The sequence below is a fragment of the Microbacterium sp. CIAB417 genome, from assembly GCF_022788845.1.
Map to the genome: position 1 here is coordinate 423,772 of NZ_JAHZUT010000001.1, position 17,655 is coordinate 441,426.

A 17,655-nucleotide genomic window follows, 5' to 3' on the forward strand; every position below is an offset into this window, starting at 1 on the left:
AGGCGGAGCAGGTCACGATGCACCCCGTTCGGCGTGAACGGCGGCGTCGACCGAGGCCTCGAGGTCGGCGAGACGGCGCGCATCGTCGATCAGCGCATCGTCGGAGGCGGGCAGGGGGCCGGTGAGCAGCGCCTGCACAGCGGTCCGCGGGACGCGGAGACGGTCCGCGGCGGCATCGGCGACCTCGGCGGCGCCGGCGCGCTCGTGCAGGCCGAGCCGCCGCGCGAGCCTGCGCACCGTGCCGTCGCGCAGCGCAGCGCCGGCGTGCTCGGCATCCGCCGCCCTGGCTGTCAGGCGTGCTCGGCCGTGCATGGTCTCCGAGGCCCGCACGGTCACGGGCAGCGTCTCGGCGACCAGCGGTCCGAAGCGGCGTCCGCGCCACACGGCGGCCGCGGCGCCGGCCAGGATGAGCATGACGATCGCCGGCGTCACCCAGTCGGGGGTGAGGTCGCCGAGCGACGGGTCGGTCTGCGCCTCCAGGTCGCTGTCCAGGAGCGACGGCACGTACCAGACGACGTGCCCGGTCTGCCCGAGCAGCGCGAGTCCCAGCGCGGCGTTGCCGTCCTCGGCGAGGTAGCCGTTCCCGAAGAGCCGGGAACCGTCGATCAGGACCGTGCGGGCGCCGCCGCTGTCGTCGACGAGGAGTGCGGCATTGCCGTCCGCATCCGGAAAGCAGCCGGTGACGCCGTCGGCCGGCACGAACAGCCGTCCGGGATGGATGGTGCCGATCTCCGCGAGCTCGGGGAGGTCGCAGGATGCCGTCACCGCCGCGGACGTGCTCGCGGTCGTCCCCTCGCCGAGGTCGAGCAGATCGAGGATGCGTGAGCTCGCGGACAGGAACACGGTGCGGTTGGCGGGCTCGATGAGCGCGGCCACGGCCTCGTCGGACAGCGAGTACGGATCCGTCATCACCAGTGTCGTGTCGTCCCGTATCTCGGAGACGGCCTGAGTCCGGGAGCGCACGACGTCGACCTCGATGCCCTGGTCGCGCAGGATCTCCGCGAGCGCCAGGGTGCCGTGCTCTCCTGTGCCGTCCGGGTCGCCTCCGCCGCGGAACGGCACGGAGGCCGACTGCGACACGAGCAGGACGACGGACGCCGCGCCGATCACGAGGAGGACGACGAGGATCCAGCCGATCCAGCGGCGCGCACGGCGCGGCGCGGCGGCCGCTGTGGACGAGCCGTCGGGGCGGGTGGCGGTGTCGGTCATGCCGTCACCGCCTCGGGATGCCGAGAGATGAGGCGCTCGTCCAGTCCGGCGAGCTGCCGGTAGCGCTGCTCGGACGACGGATGCTCGAGATAGCGGACATCGTCGAACGCCGCCGCCGCGTCGCGCAGCGCGGCGGCCTCGTCCGCGAAGACGCGGGCCGTGTCGCGGGCGATCGCCTGCGCCGTGGCGCCCGGAGCCGGGTCGATCAGGTCCCGTTCCAGCAGGCCGCGCGCGAGAGCGCGGAACCGCAGGATGGTCGCGGCATCCCAGTCGCCCGATCGGGCCGAGCGCTCGGCATCCGCGCGCAGCTGCGCGGCCGATCGATCGTCGCGATCCCCGAGCAGGTCGCGCCCGCGCCCGCGCACCGCGCGTGAGGCCCGCGGGCGCCCCCATACGATGAGCGCGGCGACCAGCGCGGCCACGATCACGATGCACACGATCACGAGGGCGAGTGGACCGACCTGACCGCCGCCTTCGGGGGTGAACAGATCGGTGAGGTAGCGGAGCACGTCACGCGCCAGCAGGTCGAACCAGGTGGGCTGCGCCTCGGCGTATCGCGGGTTGGAGAGCTCCTCCTCGGCCAGCCGGCGCGCTTCGTCCCCATCGGGGATGAAGTACTCCGAGAACAGGATCATGGCTGCTGACCGCCGGGCGGAGCCCAGGGACTGTCGGTCGGCGGCAGGGGGTGCGCGGGCGGTGCCGGCGCGGGAGGCGTCGGAGCGGGAGGTGCCGGTGCGGGCCGTGCCGGTGCCGGAGGAGCGGCCTGCGCCGGTGCGGGCGCAGGTGCCGGTGCGGACGCGGGGCCCGGCCACGGGGTCGGTCCCGGCGCCGGGGCGGGCGTGCCGTACGGCTGCGGCGGAACCTGCCCGTACTGCTGCGGCGGGTAGGGCGCCTGCCCGTATCCGGGCGCCCAGCCGGACTGCATGCGGACGATGTCGGGGACCTGCGCCGGCGGGGGAGCGCTCGTGACGGCCCTCGTCGGATCCACGGCGAACGGGTCGCCGAGCTGCTCGGGCGCCCAGCCGAGGTCACGGCGCTCGAGGAAGGCGATGAGGGACTGGTCGAGTCCCTCGTAGCGGTAGCGGCAGTCGATGTACACGAAGGCGGCCCCCGTGCCCTGCACGACGAGGGCGACGGCCTGGATCACCAGCACCAGGATCTGAGGGATCGCCGTGGCCAGCGTCGCCGCGATGATGATCGCTGCGGGGTCCTGCGCCCCCGTGGGGGACAGGACGGGCAGGAGCAGGCTCGACAGCAGGGACAGCGGGATGCTGACGAGTTGGGCGGCGAATCCCATGATCAGGTTGATGAGGAACATCACGCCGAACGCGACCCAGAACCGGCCCCGGGTCAGACGCCAGCTGCGCACGAGCGCCTCCCGCAGTGTGGCGTGCTCGAACACGAGCACACTGGGGACGAGCAGCAGTTTGGTCCACAGCCACACGGCCAGCGGGATGCTGGCGAGGATGAGCAGCACGACGATGCCGATCCCGATGCCGATGAAGTCCCCGGACCCGCCGATCGCGCCGATGACCATCGCGGCGATGATGCCGCCGGCCACGGCGACGAGCCCGAGGGTGAACAGCATCTGCAGCAGGGCGAAGCCGACCAGGCGCCAGAACACCGGGCGCACCTGCGCCCAGAGCTGTCCCAGACGCGCCTTCTCGCCGACGGCCGCGTAGCGGACCTCGGCGGCGACGATGCCCTGGACGAGCGCCGTGAACCCGAGCGAGAGCAGACCGACGCAGAACGCGACCAGCCCGTTGATCGCGAGCGTCCCGATCAGCAGCGGCTCGAAGTCGGGGGAGCCTGGCGAGACGTTCTGCAGTCTCAGGATGGTGACGACGAGGACCGTGATCATGATGCCCGCGGCGATGAGCGCCATCACGAGCTGCATGACCACCGCGAACCCGAACACGACCTTCGGGTTGTGGCGCAGGACGGCGAACGCGCGTCCCAGCAGCATGCCGAACGTGAACGGATGCAGCGGCACGATGCCCCTCTTCGGGGCGGGTGTCCACATCTGTCCGCTCACGGCGCTCCCTCCGACGGTGCCGTTCCCATCGTGTCATACGGACGCGGGTGCTCAGCAGGCCGCCGTCCGGTTCCGTGATTCCCGGCGTGTCGTGAAGTACGCTGGGAAAATCTGCGGCCGTTCGGTGTGTTCCCGGCGGGCGCCCTGGGAAGAAAGTCGGAGCTGGGCACACATGACCTCACGCATCCTCGTTGTCGACGACGACACCGCACTCGCCGAGATGATCGGGATCGTGTTGCGCACCGAGGGCTTCGAGCCGGTCTTCTGCGCGGACGGCGCCCGGGCTGTCGAGGAGTGGCGCACGCAGCGCCCGGACCTGATCCTGCTCGACCTCATGCTCCCCGGGATGGACGGCATCGAGATCTGCACGCGGATCCGCGCCGAATCCGGCATCCCGATCATCATGCTCACAGCCCGCAGCGACACCGCCGACGTCGTGCGGGGGCTCGAGGTCGGAGCGGACGACTACATCGTCAAGCCGTTCAATCCCAAGGAGCTCGTCGCCCGCATCCGCACGCGCCTGCGCCCGTCCACGCAGGCGGCGAGCGAAGTGCTGCGCATCGGCGACCTCGTCGTCGACGTGGACGCGCACGAGGTCCGCCGCGGCGCGACGCCGATCGCCCTGACGCCGCTCGAGTTCCAGCTCCTCGTCGCCCTCGCCTCCCGCCCGCAGCAGGTGTTCTCCCGCGAGATGCTGCTCGAGCAGGTGTGGGGCTACCACTACAAGGCGGACACGCGCCTGGTGAACGTGCACGTCCAGCGTCTGCGCGCCAAGGTCGAGCTCGACCCGGACAACCCGAAGATCGTCATGACGGTGCGCGGAGTCGGCTATCGCGCCGGCAGCGTCGCCTAGGAGCCCGCGTGATCGCGACGAGCGCGACGGCGACCCCGGTCGGGCTCTGGCGCGACTGGCGCAGCTGGCCCGCGAACGTGAGCGCTCTGTGGCGCCGTTCGCTGCGTTTCCGCACCATCGCCATCACGCTCCTGCTGACGGCGACGGCCGTGTTCGTGACGTGCGCGACGATGGCGCTCGTGATCGCGAACGACCTCTTCGAATCCCGCAGGGATCAGGCGCTGGCTGACGCGCGCCGTGCGGTGTCGGTGGCGCAGAGCACGCTGGACTCCGCCGAGGTGGGGGACGACCGCGCGGCGTTCGTCGCACTGTGGCGAGTGGTCCAGCGCGACCTGAGCGGCACCTCCTCGTCCGACCGGATCGCCGTCTTCCAGGGCGACATCGAGCCGGGCGGATACGCTCCGCCCAGCTTCAGCTCGGAGCTGCTCAGCGATGAGCTGGTCAGCCCTGCACTGCGCACCAGGGTGGAGGAGCTCGACGACGTGCAGGCGTGGCAGTCCGTCGCTCTCGACCAGGACGGCACCGAGGTCCCCGGCATCATCGTGGGACAGCAGCTGTTCGTCCCCGAGGTGGGGCCGTACGAGGTGTACATCGCCTACGACCTCGCGGACTCGGAGCAGACTCTCGTTTTCGTCCAGCGCACGCTGTGGGTCGCCGGCACCGCGCTGGTGGCGATCATCGCCGCGATCTCGTGGATCGTGCTGCGCTCGATGTCGGTGCCCATCGTCGAGGTGTCCCAGACCAGCGCGCGCTTCGCGACCGGCGACCTCGGCGTGCGGATCCCGGTGCACGGCGAGGACGAGCTGGCGACCCTGGGGCGCTCGTTCAACGCGATGGCGGACAGCATCGAGGCGCAGATCAAGGAACTGGGGGAGCTGTCTCTCGTGCAGCAGCGGTTCGTGTCGGATGTGTCGCACGAGCTGCGCACCCCGCTCACGACCATCCGGCTCGCCGCCGACATGCTCAACGACCAGCGCGATGACTTCGACGCCACGACCGCCCGTACAACGGAGCTGCTGCACACCCAGGTGCAGCGGTTCGAGACGTTGCTGAACGACCTTCTTGAGATCAGCCGCTACGACGCCGGCTCCGTGCAGCTGGAGCTCGAGGCGACGAGTCTCGCCCAGCTCGCCGAGGACGTGATCGATCAGATGCGTCCGCTCGCGGACGGACACGGCACCGAGCTGCGCATGGTCGCCCCCGGTGGGTACTCGCCGGTCGACATGGACGCGCGCCGCGTGCGCCGGGTGCTGCGCAACCTCATCGGCAACGCCATCGAGCACGGCGAGGGGCGTCCGGTCGTCGTCACGGTCGACAGCAATCAGCACGCGGTGGCGGTCGGAGTCCGCGACTTCGGCCTCGGAATGTCGGCCGCCGACACCGAGCGCGTCTTCGACCGGTTCTGGCGCGCCGACCCGTCCCGGCAGCGCACGATCGGCGGGACCGGGCTCGGGCTGTCGATCGCCCTCGGCGACGCCCGCCTGCACGGCGGTTCTCTGGCCGTCTGGTCGGAGCTCGCGGTCGGCTCGAACTTCGTGCTCACCATCCCCCGCACCCCCGGACACCTCCAGGGCCCTTCGCCGGTCGCCTTGGAGCCCGAGAACGCGCTGGCCGATCTGTCCGACGAGACCCAGCCGCTGCACATCACGCAGGTGCGCTACGAACTGGATGCCGCGGAGAACGGCGCGGTCGACCCGAGTCGTTCCGCGGACGGGGAGGATCGCTCATGAGAACCGCCAGGTCCCTCAAGACGCTCGCGATCGCGACTCTCGCGTTCGTACTGACAGCGTGCGCCGGGCTCCCCACCTCGGGACCCGTGGGCATCGAACCGCTCGCCGGCAACACCGACACCGATCCGCAGATCACCGAACGCGCCTCCGGACCGATCGCGGGGGCGGGGCCCGAGGCCATCGTGGCCGGATTCATCGAGGCCGCCATCACTCCGGCCGACAACTGGGCGATCGCGAAGCAGTTCCTCACCCCCGAGCTCGCGGACTCCTGGCGACCCGGGGTCGGCGTGACGATCGACGTGGCCGGCTCGCGGGCCTACGGGTCCGACGTGGAGTCCCCGGAGGAGGCGGAGGCCGCCACCACCGCCGACGTCTCGGTCGAACTCGATCAGCGCGCGAGCGTCGACGGCGACGGCCGCTACACGGAGGCCAGCGGCGACACAGAGCTCGCTTTCACCCTGACGCGCGACGAAGATGGTGAATGGCGCATCGCCAGCGCGCCGGACGGCATCGTCCTCGACGAGGTCTCGTTCCAGCAGGTGTACAACCGCTATGCGCTGCAGTACTTCGACCAGGGCTGGCGTCATCTCGTGCCCGATGTGCGCTGGTATCCGCGGCGCTCGACGGTCGCGACGACGATCGCCCAAGCGGTCATCGAAGGCGCCCCCAGCGACTGGCTCGAGCCGGCGGTACAGAGCGCGTTCCCGGCGGACGTGCTGCTGGACGGCAGCTCGGTCCCCGTCAGCGAGCAGGTCGCCACCGTCGCGCTGACCGATGAGGCGCTGGCGCTGGACGGGATGACGCTGGCGCGCATGCGCACCCAACTGGAGAGGAGCCTGACCGCGGCCGGGGTCAGCGAGGTGCGCTTCACCGTGAACGGGACCGCGCTGGACGCCGACACGGCAGGTCTCGCGGGCGACGACACGGACGTGAGCACCGTGGTGCTCACCGAAGACGGCTTCGGCAGTCTCGTCGGCAGCGAGGTCACGCCGATCCCGGGCATCAGTGACGAACTGGCGCGGATCGAACAGCCCATAGCCGCGATCGATCTGGCGCAGGGCGAGCGCCTCGCCGCCGTCCAGCTGGCCACCGGTGCGGTGTTCGCGGTCACGGAAGGCCACGTGAACGAGGTGCTCGCGCCGCCGGGGCTCGTGAAGCCCTCGATCGACCCGTACGGCTACATCTGGTCCGCGCCCGCGAGTGACCCCCAGGAGCTGCACGCCTGGACCGAGGACGTCACTCCGCACGACATCGCCGGAGCGTGGCCCGAGGCGTCGGCGATCTCTGCGCTGCGCGTCTCGACGGACGGCGTGCGCATCGCGGCCCTCGTGACGATCGGAGGGCGCCAGAGCATCGTCACGGCGGTGATCCTCCGGGACGACCGGAACATGCCCACCGGACTCGGGCCGATCCACGAGGTGGCCGAGTTGAGCACACCGGCGAAGGGGCTGGTGTGGCTGGGAACCGAGAATCTCGGCATCCTGGTGCCCGGTGAGGAGGCCCTGCTGACGACGCAGGTGGTCGGCGGGCCCGGAAGCGCGCAGAGCGCTCCGCCCGGAAGCGTCTCGCTCGCGGGCGCGAAGTCGCCGGCCGGCGTGCGCGTGCTCGGCTCCGAAGGCACGCTCTTCGCGCCGCGGGTCTCCGCCTGGCAGGAGTTCTACGAGGACGTTCTCGTCCTCGGCACGCGCGCCGGATACTGACCCCACTCGTTCTGCACACGCGGACCGATCGACCCATTGTGCACAGATGCCGAGGGGAGACCTGTGCGTGCGAGCGGCGGATCGATTCCACCCGTCACACTGGCCGGGTGGAACAGGACGCGGCTTCGACACTGCTCGACGAGGTCCTCAGTCTGCTTCTGGGGGCGTCGTGCACGGGCTGCGACGAGCCGGGGCGGCTGCTGTGCGCCTCCTGCCGTGCCCGGCTCGGTCCCGCCCCGGTGCGTCGCTCGCCCGTCTCGGGCATCCCGGTGACCGCGGCCCTGCCGTTCGAGGGCGTAGCCGCCCGCTGCATCCGCGCCGTCAAGGAGAACGGCATCACGCTGCTCGCGCGACCGCTGGGCGCGGCCCTGGGAGCGGTGCTTCCCGATGATCCCGCCGTGCTGCTCGTGCCGGTGCCCACCTCGCGCCGTGCGTTCCGCCGGAGGGGTTACCGCGTCCCGGATCTGCTCATCCGCGCGGCCGGAGGGCGTCCCGTCCGCCTGCTCGGCGCCGCGGGAACGGTGCGCGATCAGCGCGGCCTCGGCCGCGTCGAGCGGGCCCGCAACGTCGAAGGGAGCATGCGCGCGCGTCGACGCGGGGACGGTGCCGAGGTGGTCGTCGTGGACGACGTGATCACGACGCGAGCGACGCTCGCCGAGGCGGTTCGCGTGCTGCAGGAAGCGGGTTTCCACGTGCGCGGCGCCATCGCGCTGGCTGCCACGCCACGTCAGGGTGAACTCATCGGAGACACGGAGGAAATGGGTGATGACATCCCACCGAACGCGGACTACGGTAGGGGGTCACAAGGCGACCACGGTCCGCCCTTGGCCGGGAGGACCGGGACAAGGAGGCACGAATGGAAACGAGCATCGTCGGCGTCGGAGTGAGCATCTCGGATCGCTTCCGAACCGTTGTCGAGGAGAAGATCGCCCGGATCTCCACGCTCGCCGCCCGCGCGCAGCGCCTGGACGTCAAGGTCACCCATCGGGCGTATCGGGGCGGCCGCGTTCCCGACGAGACCGTGGAGCTCACGCTCGTGAGCAAGGGCCCGGTGGTGCGTGCGGAGGCCACGGACGGTGACAAGTTCGTCGCCCTGGACCTCGCCCTCGACAAGATGTCCGAGCAGCTGCGCCGCGCCAAGGAGAAGCGCGTGGACGGCCGCCAGCACCCGCGCGGTGCCCATTTCGAGAAGGGCAGCGGAGCCCTCACCGGGATCGATGTGCAGCCGGCGTCCGCCGACGTCCTGCACGCCGTGGCGACCGGCGCGATCCCGGTGCAGCCGGAGGAGGACGAGACGTACTCGCCGGTCGTGATCCGGACCAAGAACTTCGACGCCGAGTGGATGACCGTCGAGGAGGCGGTGGACCGCATGGAGCTGGTCGGACACGACTTCTTCCTGTTCGTGGACGTGCGCACCGACCACCCGAGCGTCGTGTACCGCCGCAAGGGATGGGACTACGGCGTCATCTCGCTGACGACGCAGGCACCGCCGGAGGAGGCCCTGGCATCCTGAACCTGCGTCTCTCCTGAGACGACGAACCCCCTCGTGTTCACCCGAACACGAGGGGGTTCGTCGTGGCGGCAGGTCAGTCGAAGATGCCGTCCAGGATGCTGCCGATCACGAGACCGCCGAGGATGCCGGAGGCGAGGTCGCCGCCGCCACCGCCACGGCGTCCGCCGCCCCAGCCGCCTCCGCCCCAGCCGCCGCCCCAGTCGTCGTTCTGCTGCTGCGGACGCGAGGAGTCGATGTCGCGCTGCGCCAGCTGGAGTGCCTCCGAGGCGAGCTGAGCGACCCGACGGGCTGTCGCGAGAGCCTGCTCGCGCGTGTCCTCGGCGGGCAGCAGCGTCGGCACGTCCGTGCGCAGCCGCTCGGCCTCGGCCAGGCGGGTGCGCGCGTCGGCGCCGATCCAGCCGCGATGTCCCGCGATGAGGCTGCGGGCCACGCCGAGCTGGCGGTCGGCGTCGTCGAGGGCGTGCTGCACGTGCTCGACCGAGGGCAGGGGGTTCTCCGCCCTGTGCCGCGCCTTCGCGATCGCGTCGTCGAGAGCCGTGTTCGCAGTGCGAAGCCGGCTGAGCTCCGCGAACGGATCGTTGCGGCTGCCGGACGGCGCCAGCGATTCGAGGGCCTGCTCGAGTGCGGCGACGGCCTCCGTGACGGCGGGGACGCGCGGGGCCGTGCGGGCCGCGATGATGTCGCTGCGCGAATCGGCGACGACTTCCGCGAGGGTCGACTCCGCGCGCAGCGCCTCGATCTCGAAGTCCTCGACGGCATCGAGCACGACGCCTGCCCGGCGCACGGCCTCGGTCGCCGTCTCCAGCGCGAGGTTGGCCTCCTCGTTCTGACGGGCCGCGCGGCGCCGCTCGGAGACTTCGGCGCCGTGGGTGGCGAAGGCGACGAGCTGCTCGGCCTCGTCGGCGGCGGCCGCGATCTGGTCCATGGCGGATTCGGAGTAGCGGGCGGAGAGGCGTTCGCTGGCGGCACGGGCCTGGGGGATCCGGGCCGTCAGCGCCTCGGCATCCGTGCGCAGCTGCGCGACGACCTGCGGAGCCTGGCGGACCTTGGCGATCTGCTGGGCGAGAACGGCCGTCTTCTCGTCCAGGAGCTGCTCGGCCCATTCGCACAGCTGGGCGATGCGCGCGTTGCGGGTGCGCAACTCCTCCTCGGTGTCGGGGATCTCGTCGTGGTTGAGCTGGTGAAGCTGGAACGCCTCGCGCAGGTGCGTGCGGACGGCGTCGAGGGCGGCCTTGAGATCGGCGGTCAGCGACGCGCCGAGCTCCGCCTCCGCGAAGACCAGCTCGTCGCTCGCCGTGCGGATGCGCTCGTCGGCTGCGACGAGTGCCTGCTCGGCCTTGCGTGCGAGGTCGGCGTCCTGCGCCGCCTGAGCTTCCTGATCGCGCTTGCGCCTGCCCCAGAATCCAGCCATGAGCCGATCCTACTTTCCTTCGGCGATGCGTCGGCTGTGCATCCGCTCCAGGCGAACGGGGCGGAGGCGGAGACCGGCGTTCATGCGCCGACCTTCGCGGCCTGCGCTCTGGCAGGACGTCCGCGTTTGGGGCGCTCGGTCGCCAGCGAGAGCGCCAGGGCGTGCTGCGGATGCGCGGCCAGGCGCTGCTCGGCGTGCTCGAGCCAGCGCATCTCGGCCTCGGCGGCGAACACCATCGAGTCGATCACGAGCGAACGGGCGAGTTCTTCCGCATCGCCGTCCGCGTCGACGGTCGGCGATGCGGCGGTGAGGCACCGCAGTCGCCGCAGTGTCTCCGCGCGCTGGGCGCGGATGACCGAGGCGACGTCGACCCCTGGGAGGGTGGCGGCGACGGCGAGTTTCATCGCGAGCTCGTCGCGGGTCGCCGTGCCCCGCGTCACGGGTTCGGAAAGCCAGGAGGCGACGTCTGCGGTTCCGGCCGGGGTGATCTGCCAGTACACATGGCCGTGCTCGTCCGGTGCGCCGCGCTCGACCAGGCCGTCGCGCTCGAGGCGCTCAAGGGTGTTGTAGATCTGGCCCACGTTCAGGGGCCAGGTGGACCCGGTGCGGCGATCGAACTCGGCGCGCAGCTGGTAGCCGTAACAGGGCCCCTGGTCGAGGATCGCGAGCAGACTCTGGCGGACGGACATGGGGCTCCTTCGGGGCGGAGGCGGCGCAGCACTGCCGAGTATATGCATACGCGGAAACGTCGCGGCGCGCCCATGCAGGCGACGCGCAGGTCACAGCCCGGTAACATGGCACAGTATGCCCGGCACCGGCTCCATCGGGGCGGCCGGGATCTGACCCAGAACAGGGAGATGACTTAAGTGGCGAATCCTCTTGAGAAGCTGCTGCGCGCGGGTGAAGGTCGCATCCTTCGCCGCCTCAACCAGGTCGTGAAGGCCGTGGGCGCGCTGGAGGAGGACTTCGAGAAGCTCACCGACGAGGAGCTCGCGAACGAGACCACGGAGCTGCGCGCCCGGTTCGAGAACGGCGAGACGCTCGATCAGCTCATGCCCGAGGCGTTCGCCGCCGTCCGGGAGGCCGCGAAGCGCACGCTCGGCATGCGCGCGTACGACGTGCAGATCATGGGCGGCGCGGCCCTGCACATGGGGAACATCGCCGAGATGAAGACCGGTGAGGGCAAGACCCTGGTCGCCACCTTCCCGACCTATCTCAATGCCATCGCGGGCAAGGGCGTCCACGTGATCACGGTCAACGACTTCCTCGCCTCGTACCAGGCCGAGCTCATGGGCCGGGTGTACCGCGCGCTCGGCATGACCACCGGCATCATCGTGTCGGGGCAGACTCCGGCCGTCCGTCGCGAGCAGTACGCGGCGGACATCACCTACGGCACCAACAACGAGTTCGGCTTCGACTACCTGCGCGACAACATGGCGTGGCGCAAGGAGGACCTCGTCCAGCGCGAGCATTTCTTCGCGATCGTCGACGAGGTGGACTCGATCCTCATCGACGAGGCGCGTACGCCGCTGATCATCTCCGGTCCCTCGTCCGGCGAGGCCAACCGGTGGTTCGCGGAGTTCGCCAAGATCGCCCGCACCCTGGTCGCGGGCGAGGACTACGAGGTCGACGAGAAGAAGCGCACGGTCGGGGTGCTGGAGCCCGGAATCGAGAAGGTCGAGGACTACCTCGGCATCGACAACCTGTACGAGTCGGCCAACACGCCGCTCATCTCGTTCCTGAACAACTCGATCAAGGCACTCGCCCTGTTCAAGAAGGACACCGATTACGTCGTCATGAACGACGAGGTCATGATCGTCGACGAGCACACCGGCCGCATCCTGGTCGGCCGGCGCTACAACGAGGGCGTCCACCAGGCCATCGAGGCGAAGGAGGGCGTGCCGGTCAAGGCCGAGAACCAGACCCTCGCGACCGTCACGCTGCAGAACTACTTCCGCCTGTACGACAAGCTCGCCGGCATGACGGGTACCGCCGAGACCGAGGCGGCCGAGTTCATGTCGACGTACTCGCTGGGCGTCGTCCCGATCCCGACGAACAAGCCGATGATCCGCAAGGACCAGCCGGACCTCGTCTACAAGAACGAGACCGCCAAGTTCGCGCAGGTCGTGGAGGACATCGCCGAGCGCCACGCCGAGGGCCAGCCCGTGCTGGTGGGCACGGTCAGCGTCGAGAAGAGCGAGTACCTGTCACGCCTGCTCGCCAAGAAGGGGATCAAGCACGAGGTCCTCAACGCGAAGAACCACGCCCGTGAGGCCGAGATCGTCGCCCGCGCCGGACGACTCGGCGCCGTGACGGTGGCCACGAACATGGCCGGCCGAGGAACCGACATCATGCTCGGCGGCAACGCGGAGTTCCTCGCCGTGCAGGAGCTGAAGGCCAAGGGGCTCGACCCGGCGGAGACGCCGGAGGAGTACGAGCAGGCCTGGGACGAGACCTACGAGTCCATGAAGGCGATCGTGGCCGAGGAGAGCGCCAAGGTCGTCGAGGCCGGCGGCCTCTACGTCCTCGGCACCGAGCGCCACGAGTCCCGCCGTATCGACAACCAGCTCCGCGGTCGCTCCGGCCGTCAGGGCGACCCCGGTGAGAGCCGGTTCTACCTCAGCCTCACCGACGACCTCATGCGCCTCTTCCAGTCCGGGGCCGCCGAGGCGATCCTGGCGCGCACGAACTTCCCGGATGACGTCCCGATCGAGTCCGGGCTGGTCTCGCGCGCCATCCGCAGCGCTCAGTCCCAGGTCGAGGCCCGCAACGCCGAGATGCGCAAGAACGTGCTGAAGTACGACGACGTCCTCAACCGTCAGCGCGAGGCCATCTACGCCGACCGCCGCCAGATCCTGCACGGCGACGACATCGCGGACCGCGTGCAGCACTTCATCGAGGATGCCATCACCGGCGTCGTCAAGGACCACACCGCCGAGGGGCACAACGAGAGCTGGGACTTCGACGCGCTCTGGACCGAGCTGAAGACGCTGTACCCGGTGGGCGTCACGATCGACGAGGTCGTCTCGGAGGCGCAGGGGCGCAAGGGCGGGATCACGTCGGACGGTCTCATCCGCGAACTGCTCTCCGACGCGAGGATCGCGTACGAGAAGCGCGAGGCCGCGCTCGGCACGCCCGCGACCCGCGAGCTCGAGCGCCGCGTCGTGCTGCAGGTGCTCGACCGCCGCTGGCGCGACCACCTCTACGAGATGGACTATCTCAAGGACGGCATCGGCCTGCGGGCCATGGCGCAGCGCGACCCGCTGATCGAGTACCAGCGCGAGGGCTACGCGATGTTCCAGGCGATGATGGGGCAGATCAAGGAGGAGTCGGTCGGCTACCTCTACAACCTCGAGGTCGAGGTGCGCCGTGCGGGCGACTCGGAGGCGGCATCCGTGGAGGCCAAGGGCCTCGTCGACGGCGCCCCCGAGCAGCGCCTGGAGTACTCGGCGCCCAGCGACTCGGGAGACGTCGAGGTTCGCAACGAGCGCGGGCAGGTGCAGCAGGCCGCGACCGATCGCGTGCGCCGTGCGGCCGCGGCGGCATCCGCCGCTCCCGCGGCCGAGGCGCCCGCCGAGCGCGGAGCCTTCGGTCAGCGCACCGACGGCGGACAGGGCGCCGGTCCGCAGAACCGCGCCCAGCGCCGCGCCGCGGGCAAGAAGAAGTGAGCGGACCGGCCGACCCCCGCGCCGCGGGCGAGAAGAAGTGAGCGGATCCGGCGGCCGGTCATCGTACCGGTCGCCGGAGAGGTCCACAGTCGCGCCGGTGGATCAGGCATCGGCCCGACGGCCAGGAGCATCCGCTTCGCGGCGGTAGGCTTTCTCAATGACCCACTCGCGCCACTTCGACCAGTCGTCGAAGCTCAAGAACGTCCTGTACGAGATCCGTGGCAAGGTTCCGGCAGAGGCGGCGCGACTCGAGGCGGAGGGCCACACGGTCCTCAAACTCAACACCGGCAACCCGGCGATCTTCGGGTTCGAAGCGCCGCACCAGATCGTGCACGACATGCTGGCGGCACTGCCGACCGCCCACGGCTACAGCGACAGCAAGGGCATCATCTCGGCCCGTCGCGCCGTCGTGAGCCGCTACGAGCAGATCGAGGGGTTCCCGCCGGTCGATCCCGATGACGTCTATCTCGGCAACGGGGTGTCCGAGCTCATCACCATGACCATGCAGGCCCTGCTCGACGAGGGCGACGAGGTGCTGATCCCGGCCCCGGACTATCCGCTCTGGACGGCCATGACCAGCCTGGCCGGCGGAACCCCGGTGCACTATCTGTGCGACGAGGACACCGGATGGGAGCCCGACCTCGAGGACATCCGCGCCAAGGTCACCCCGCGCACCAAGGCGATCGTCATCATCAACCCGAACAACCCCACGGGTGCCGTGTACTCCCGCGCGGTGCTCGAGGGCATCGTCCAGATCGCCCGCGAGAACGAGCTGCTGCTGCTCTCCGACGAGATCTACGACCGCATCCTCTTCGACGACGCCGTGCACATCCCGACGGCCACCCTCGCCCCCGATCTGCTGTGCCTCACCTTCAACGGGTTGTCCAAGACCTACCGCGTCGCCGGATACCGCTCCGGCTGGCTCGTCATCACAGGCCCGCAGGACCACGCGAAGGGGTTCATCGAGGGCATCACGCTCCTGGCCTCGACGCGACTGTGCCCGAACGTCCCCGCTCAGCACGCGGTGCAGGCCGCGCTGTCCGGTGTGCAGTCGGTCGACGCGCTGATCGCGCCGACCGGGAGGCTGCACGAGCAGCGCGACGTGGCGTGGCAGGGGCTCGAGGCGATCCCCGGCGTCTCCTGCGTCAAGCCGCAGGGAGCGCTGTACGCGTTCCCGCGACTGGACCCGAACGTCCACGACATCCACGACGACGAGAAGTTCGTCTATGACCTGCTCGTCGCGGAGCACATCCTCCTCGTGCAGGGGACCGGGTTCAACTGGCCCACCCCGGATCACTTCCGCGTCGTGACGCTGCCGGAGCCGCGGGTGCTCGGCGACGCGATCGAGCGACTCGGGAACTTCCTCGCCGACTACCGGCAGTGACGTCGGCCGCGGTTTCATCCGCGGTCTGCGCGAGCCGTCGGATGCCGGCCACGAGTTGCGAGCGCGGGCTGACGTCGGCGACCGGGCGGGCGTGCAGCAGTGCGGCGTCCGCGGCGCGCTGATCGTACGGCAGGAAGGTCACGTCGGTGATGCCGGCGAAGCGCTCGAGGGTGCGCCGCACCTGGCCGCGCGCATCGATCCCGAGGGGACCCGGGCGCACGCGGTTGACCACGACGCGCACTGGCGCGTCGCCGACGATGCCGCGCAGCTCGGCATGGTCGCGCAGGAAGCGCGCGATGCCGAGCGGATCGGCCGAGGCCACGGCGATCACCTCGTCGGCTGCGGCGAGCACCGCTGCGGTCGCGGCGTGACGCCGGGGGCCCTCGAGATCCCAGGTGACCTCGTCATCGGCCTCGAAGGCCGCGGCGGTGTCGACGACCACGCGGTCCACCCACTCCCGGCAGGCCGTCAGCGTGCCGCGCAGACGCGGGGCGGTGAGTTCGGGCCATCGGCTCGGCCGATTGAGTCCGCCGAGCACCTCGAGGCCGCCGCCCGCCGTCTCGACGACGGCGGCGAGCCGGGTCAGCTCGGAGGCGTCCAGGCCGCCGAGCTCGGCACGACGGCATGCGGCCGCGATCCCCGGTGCCTCGTCGCTGAGCCCCAGCAGCAACGCGATGGACGGAGCGACGCTGTCGGCGTCCAGCAGCGCCGTGCGGTGGCCGGTGCGGACCAGTTCGACCGCGAGCTGGATGGCGACCGTGGATCGTCCTGGCGCACCCTGCGGTCCCCAGATCGCGATCACCCGTGACGACTGCGCGCGTGGCACGCCGGACGAGGGGCCGGGTGCGTCCGTCCTCACGGCGGCGGCGATGGTCTCGGCCGCCGCATCCGACGCCAGCGCCCCGGTGATGCCGAACCGGCCCAGCAGGCGGGACTCCCCGTCGCCGAGGGCGATGATGCGGATCCCGGCCCGATCGCAGGCCCCGACGACCTCGGCGGTGAGCGCGGCCCTGCTGGCCGGCATGATGAGGGCGTCGACCTTCCCGACCGCCGCATCGGGAACCGTTCCGACGGGGACCACGGCCGCGACCGCGAGGCCGAGGTCCTCGAGCTCCTCGGCGAGAACCGATGCCCGCGGTTCCTCGATCGCGATGACCACGACGCTCATCGCGAACCCAGGGGCACGATCGACAGGGCCGCTCCGCCGGTGATGGCCGACAGCACGTCGGCCACGTCGGCACGGTCGATCACGAGCTCCACCGCGGGGCGGTCCTGTGTCATCATCCCTTCGGAGTCGACGAGCGAGGCGACGGTCACGTCGGCCACGAGGATTCGCGGCTCGTCGTACCCCTCCTCGAGAGGAGGCGCCTGCCACAGTTCGACGACGGTGCCGGCGTCGATCTCGGCGGGAAGGCCCACGCTGCTCTCCACCACGATCGTCGTCGTGCGGGCGTCGTCCGCATCGCCGACCGCTGCCGCAGACAGCAGCTCTCCCTCGGCCATGGCGCGGGTCGCGATGTGACCCGCGGTGAGATCCTGCGGCGCGAGGTACTGGTCCTCCGCTGTGCCCAGCGAGACCTCGACGACGCTGAAGTCGGCGGAGCTCAGGGCCTCACCAGGCACGATCGTCCGGTCGGCCCGCAGCACGGGCGTCGTGCTGCGGGACGCGTCGACGATGAGCCAGACGCCGACGATCGAGAGCACGACGAGGGCGACGCCGATGAAGAACCGGGCGTCGGCCCACGGGGTGCGGCGGGCGCGCGTGGGGGTGGTCATGCAGGACATCGTCACAGAAATCGGTCCAGCCGAGCGGAAGTTATCCACAGGGGTGTCGGTCCCAGGCGCCGATGCCGCCCAGCGTGGACAATAGGAGCATGCCCGAACCGTCCCCGCGCGCTCCGCGCTTCCTCGCCCCTGCCGAGGTCGCCGAGCTGCTGAGCATCGAGGTCGATGAGGTCATCGCCCTCGTCCACGAGGGGCGACTGCGCGGTTCGCAGCTCGGATCTCCGCAGCGCTGGCGCATCGAGGAGAGCAGTCTCGCCGAGTACCTGGACGAGCAGTCCGAGCAGGCAAGGCGGATGGCGCTGTGGCGACAGGCGAACGAGGCGAGCTTCCCGGAGGTCTGGGGCACCACGCCGCACCGCCCGTGAGT

Annotated in this window: 15 protein-coding genes; 8 read left to right on the forward strand and 7 right to left on the reverse strand. The window is 70.7% G+C overall.

Annotated elements, in window-relative coordinates:
* Positions 1-12: 12 nt before the first annotated feature.
* From KYX17_RS02075 to KYX17_RS02085, 3 genes are read right to left on the reverse strand one after another with little or no spacing between them, the layout of a single operon-like run.
* A complete protein-coding gene (locus KYX17_RS02075; protein ID WP_243224878.1) occupies positions 13-1,209 on the reverse strand; it encodes a DUF4350 domain-containing protein in 1,197 nt (398 codons plus the stop codon).
* Positions 1,206-1,844, reverse strand: a complete 639-nt coding sequence (locus KYX17_RS02080; protein WP_243224879.1) for a DUF4129 domain-containing protein — start codon at positions 1,842-1,844, stop codon at positions 1,206-1,208. The genes KYX17_RS02075 and KYX17_RS02080 overlap by 4 nt, the downstream gene beginning before the upstream one ends.
* On the reverse strand, positions 1,841-3,244 hold the full coding sequence (locus KYX17_RS02085) for a hypothetical protein (protein WP_243224880.1): 1,404 nt from the start codon (positions 3,242-3,244) through the stop codon (positions 1,841-1,843). The genes KYX17_RS02080 and KYX17_RS02085 overlap by 4 nt, the downstream gene beginning before the upstream one ends.
* Positions 3,245-3,416: 172 nt before the next feature.
* Between KYX17_RS02085 and mtrA the strand changes: the two genes are divergently transcribed.
* From mtrA to hpf, 5 genes are all read left to right on the forward strand, one after another.
* Positions 3,417-4,097, forward strand: coding sequence for an MtrAB system response regulator MtrA (gene mtrA / locus KYX17_RS02090; protein WP_243224881.1), 681 nt, complete (start codon positions 3,417-3,419; stop codon positions 4,095-4,097).
* Between the two features lie 8 nt (positions 4,098-4,105).
* Positions 4,106-5,827 (forward strand): MtrAB system histidine kinase MtrB, encoded by a 1,722-nt coding sequence (gene mtrB, locus KYX17_RS02095; protein ID WP_243224882.1) that lies wholly within the window; start codon positions 4,106-4,108, stop codon positions 5,825-5,827.
* On the forward strand, positions 5,824-7,527 hold the full coding sequence (locus KYX17_RS02100; RefSeq protein ID WP_243224883.1) for a GerMN domain-containing protein: 1,704 nt from the start codon (positions 5,824-5,826) through the stop codon (positions 7,525-7,527). Before mtrB ends, KYX17_RS02100 begins: the two co-directional genes overlap by 4 nt.
* Positions 7,528-7,634: 107 nt before the next feature.
* Positions 7,635-8,414, forward strand: coding sequence for a ComF family protein (locus tag KYX17_RS02105; RefSeq protein WP_243224884.1), 780 nt, complete (start codon positions 7,635-7,637; stop codon positions 8,412-8,414).
* Complete coding sequence (gene hpf / locus KYX17_RS02110) at positions 8,384-9,040, forward strand: ribosome hibernation-promoting factor, HPF/YfiA family (RefSeq protein ID WP_243224885.1); 657 nt, start codon at positions 8,384-8,386, stop codon at positions 9,038-9,040. Before KYX17_RS02105 ends, hpf begins: the two co-directional genes overlap by 31 nt.
* 73 nt (positions 9,041-9,113) lie before the next feature.
* On the opposite strand, the gene KYX17_RS02115 is transcribed toward hpf, so the two are convergent.
* Both KYX17_RS02115 and KYX17_RS02120 read right to left on the reverse strand, forming a co-directional pair.
* A complete protein-coding gene (locus KYX17_RS02115; RefSeq protein WP_243224886.1) occupies positions 9,114-10,451 on the reverse strand; it encodes a hypothetical protein in 1,338 nt (445 codons plus the stop codon).
* 80 nt (positions 10,452-10,531) lie between these two features.
* A complete protein-coding gene (locus tag KYX17_RS02120; RefSeq protein ID WP_243224887.1) occupies positions 10,532-11,140 on the reverse strand; it encodes a PadR family transcriptional regulator in 609 nt (202 codons plus the stop codon).
* Positions 11,141-11,317: 177 nt separating this feature from the next.
* On the opposite strand from KYX17_RS02120, the gene secA reads away from it, so the two are divergent.
* Positions 11,318-14,119, forward strand: a complete 2,802-nt coding sequence (gene secA, locus KYX17_RS02125) for a preprotein translocase subunit SecA (protein WP_243224888.1) — start codon at positions 11,318-11,320, stop codon at positions 14,117-14,119.
* A gap of 157 nt (positions 14,120-14,276) precedes the next feature.
* Complete coding sequence (locus tag KYX17_RS02130) at positions 14,277-15,503, forward strand: pyridoxal phosphate-dependent aminotransferase (protein ID WP_243224889.1); 1,227 nt, start codon at positions 14,277-14,279, stop codon at positions 15,501-15,503.
* Here the strand turns inward: KYX17_RS02130 and KYX17_RS02135 are convergent.
* A complete protein-coding gene (locus tag KYX17_RS02135) occupies positions 15,394-16,671 on the reverse strand; it encodes a P-loop NTPase (protein ID WP_243224890.1) in 1,278 nt (425 codons plus the stop codon). The two genes, KYX17_RS02130 and KYX17_RS02135, sit on opposite strands and share 110 nt — an antisense overlap.
* A complete protein-coding gene (locus tag KYX17_RS02140) occupies positions 16,668-17,279 on the reverse strand; it encodes an SAF domain-containing protein (RefSeq protein ID WP_243224891.1) in 612 nt (203 codons plus the stop codon). Before KYX17_RS02140 ends, KYX17_RS02135 begins: the two co-directional genes overlap by 4 nt.
* Positions 17,280-17,377: 98 nt before the next feature.
* Here KYX17_RS02140 and KYX17_RS02145 point away from each other — a divergent pair, with 98 nt between their 5' ends.
* Positions 17,378-17,653 (forward strand): helix-turn-helix domain-containing protein, encoded by a 276-nt coding sequence (locus KYX17_RS02145; protein ID WP_243224892.1) that lies wholly within the window; start codon positions 17,378-17,380, stop codon positions 17,651-17,653.
* The last annotated feature ends 2 nt before the right edge of the window (positions 17,654-17,655 follow it).

Excerpts from the sequence above, each read along its gene's own strand:
- KYX17_RS02075 (WP_243224878.1), bottom strand. The coding sequence starts at position 1,209 with ATGACCGACACCGCCACCCGCCCCGACGGCTCGTCCACAGCGGCCGCC.
- KYX17_RS02080 (WP_243224879.1), bottom strand. The coding sequence starts at position 1,844 with ATGATCCTGTTCTCGGAGTACTTCATCCCCGATGGGGACGAAGCGCGC.
- mtrA (WP_243224881.1), top strand. The coding sequence starts at position 3,417 with ATGACCTCACGCATCCTCGTTGTCGACGACGACACCGCACTCGCCGAG.
- KYX17_RS02100 (WP_243224883.1), top strand. The coding sequence starts at position 5,824 with ATGAGAACCGCCAGGTCCCTCAAGACGCTCGCGATCGCGACTCTCGCG.
- hpf (WP_243224885.1), top strand. The coding sequence starts at position 8,384 with ATGGAAACGAGCATCGTCGGCGTCGGAGTGAGCATCTCGGATCGCTTC.
- KYX17_RS02115 (WP_243224886.1), bottom strand. The coding sequence starts at position 10,451 with ATGGCTGGATTCTGGGGCAGGCGCAAGCGCGATCAGGAAGCTCAGGCG.
- KYX17_RS02120 (WP_243224887.1), bottom strand. The coding sequence starts at position 11,140 with ATGTCCGTCCGCCAGAGTCTGCTCGCGATCCTCGACCAGGGGCCCTGT.
- KYX17_RS02130 (WP_243224889.1), top strand. The coding sequence starts at position 14,277 with ATGACCCACTCGCGCCACTTCGACCAGTCGTCGAAGCTCAAGAACGTC.
- KYX17_RS02135 (WP_243224890.1), bottom strand. The coding sequence starts at position 16,671 with ATGAGCGTCGTGGTCATCGCGATCGAGGAACCGCGGGCATCGGTTCTC.
- KYX17_RS02140 (WP_243224891.1), bottom strand. The coding sequence starts at position 17,279 with ATGACCACCCCCACGCGCGCCCGCCGCACCCCGTGGGCCGACGCCCGG.
- KYX17_RS02145 (WP_243224892.1), top strand. The coding sequence starts at position 17,378 with ATGCCCGAACCGTCCCCGCGCGCTCCGCGCTTCCTCGCCCCTGCCGAG.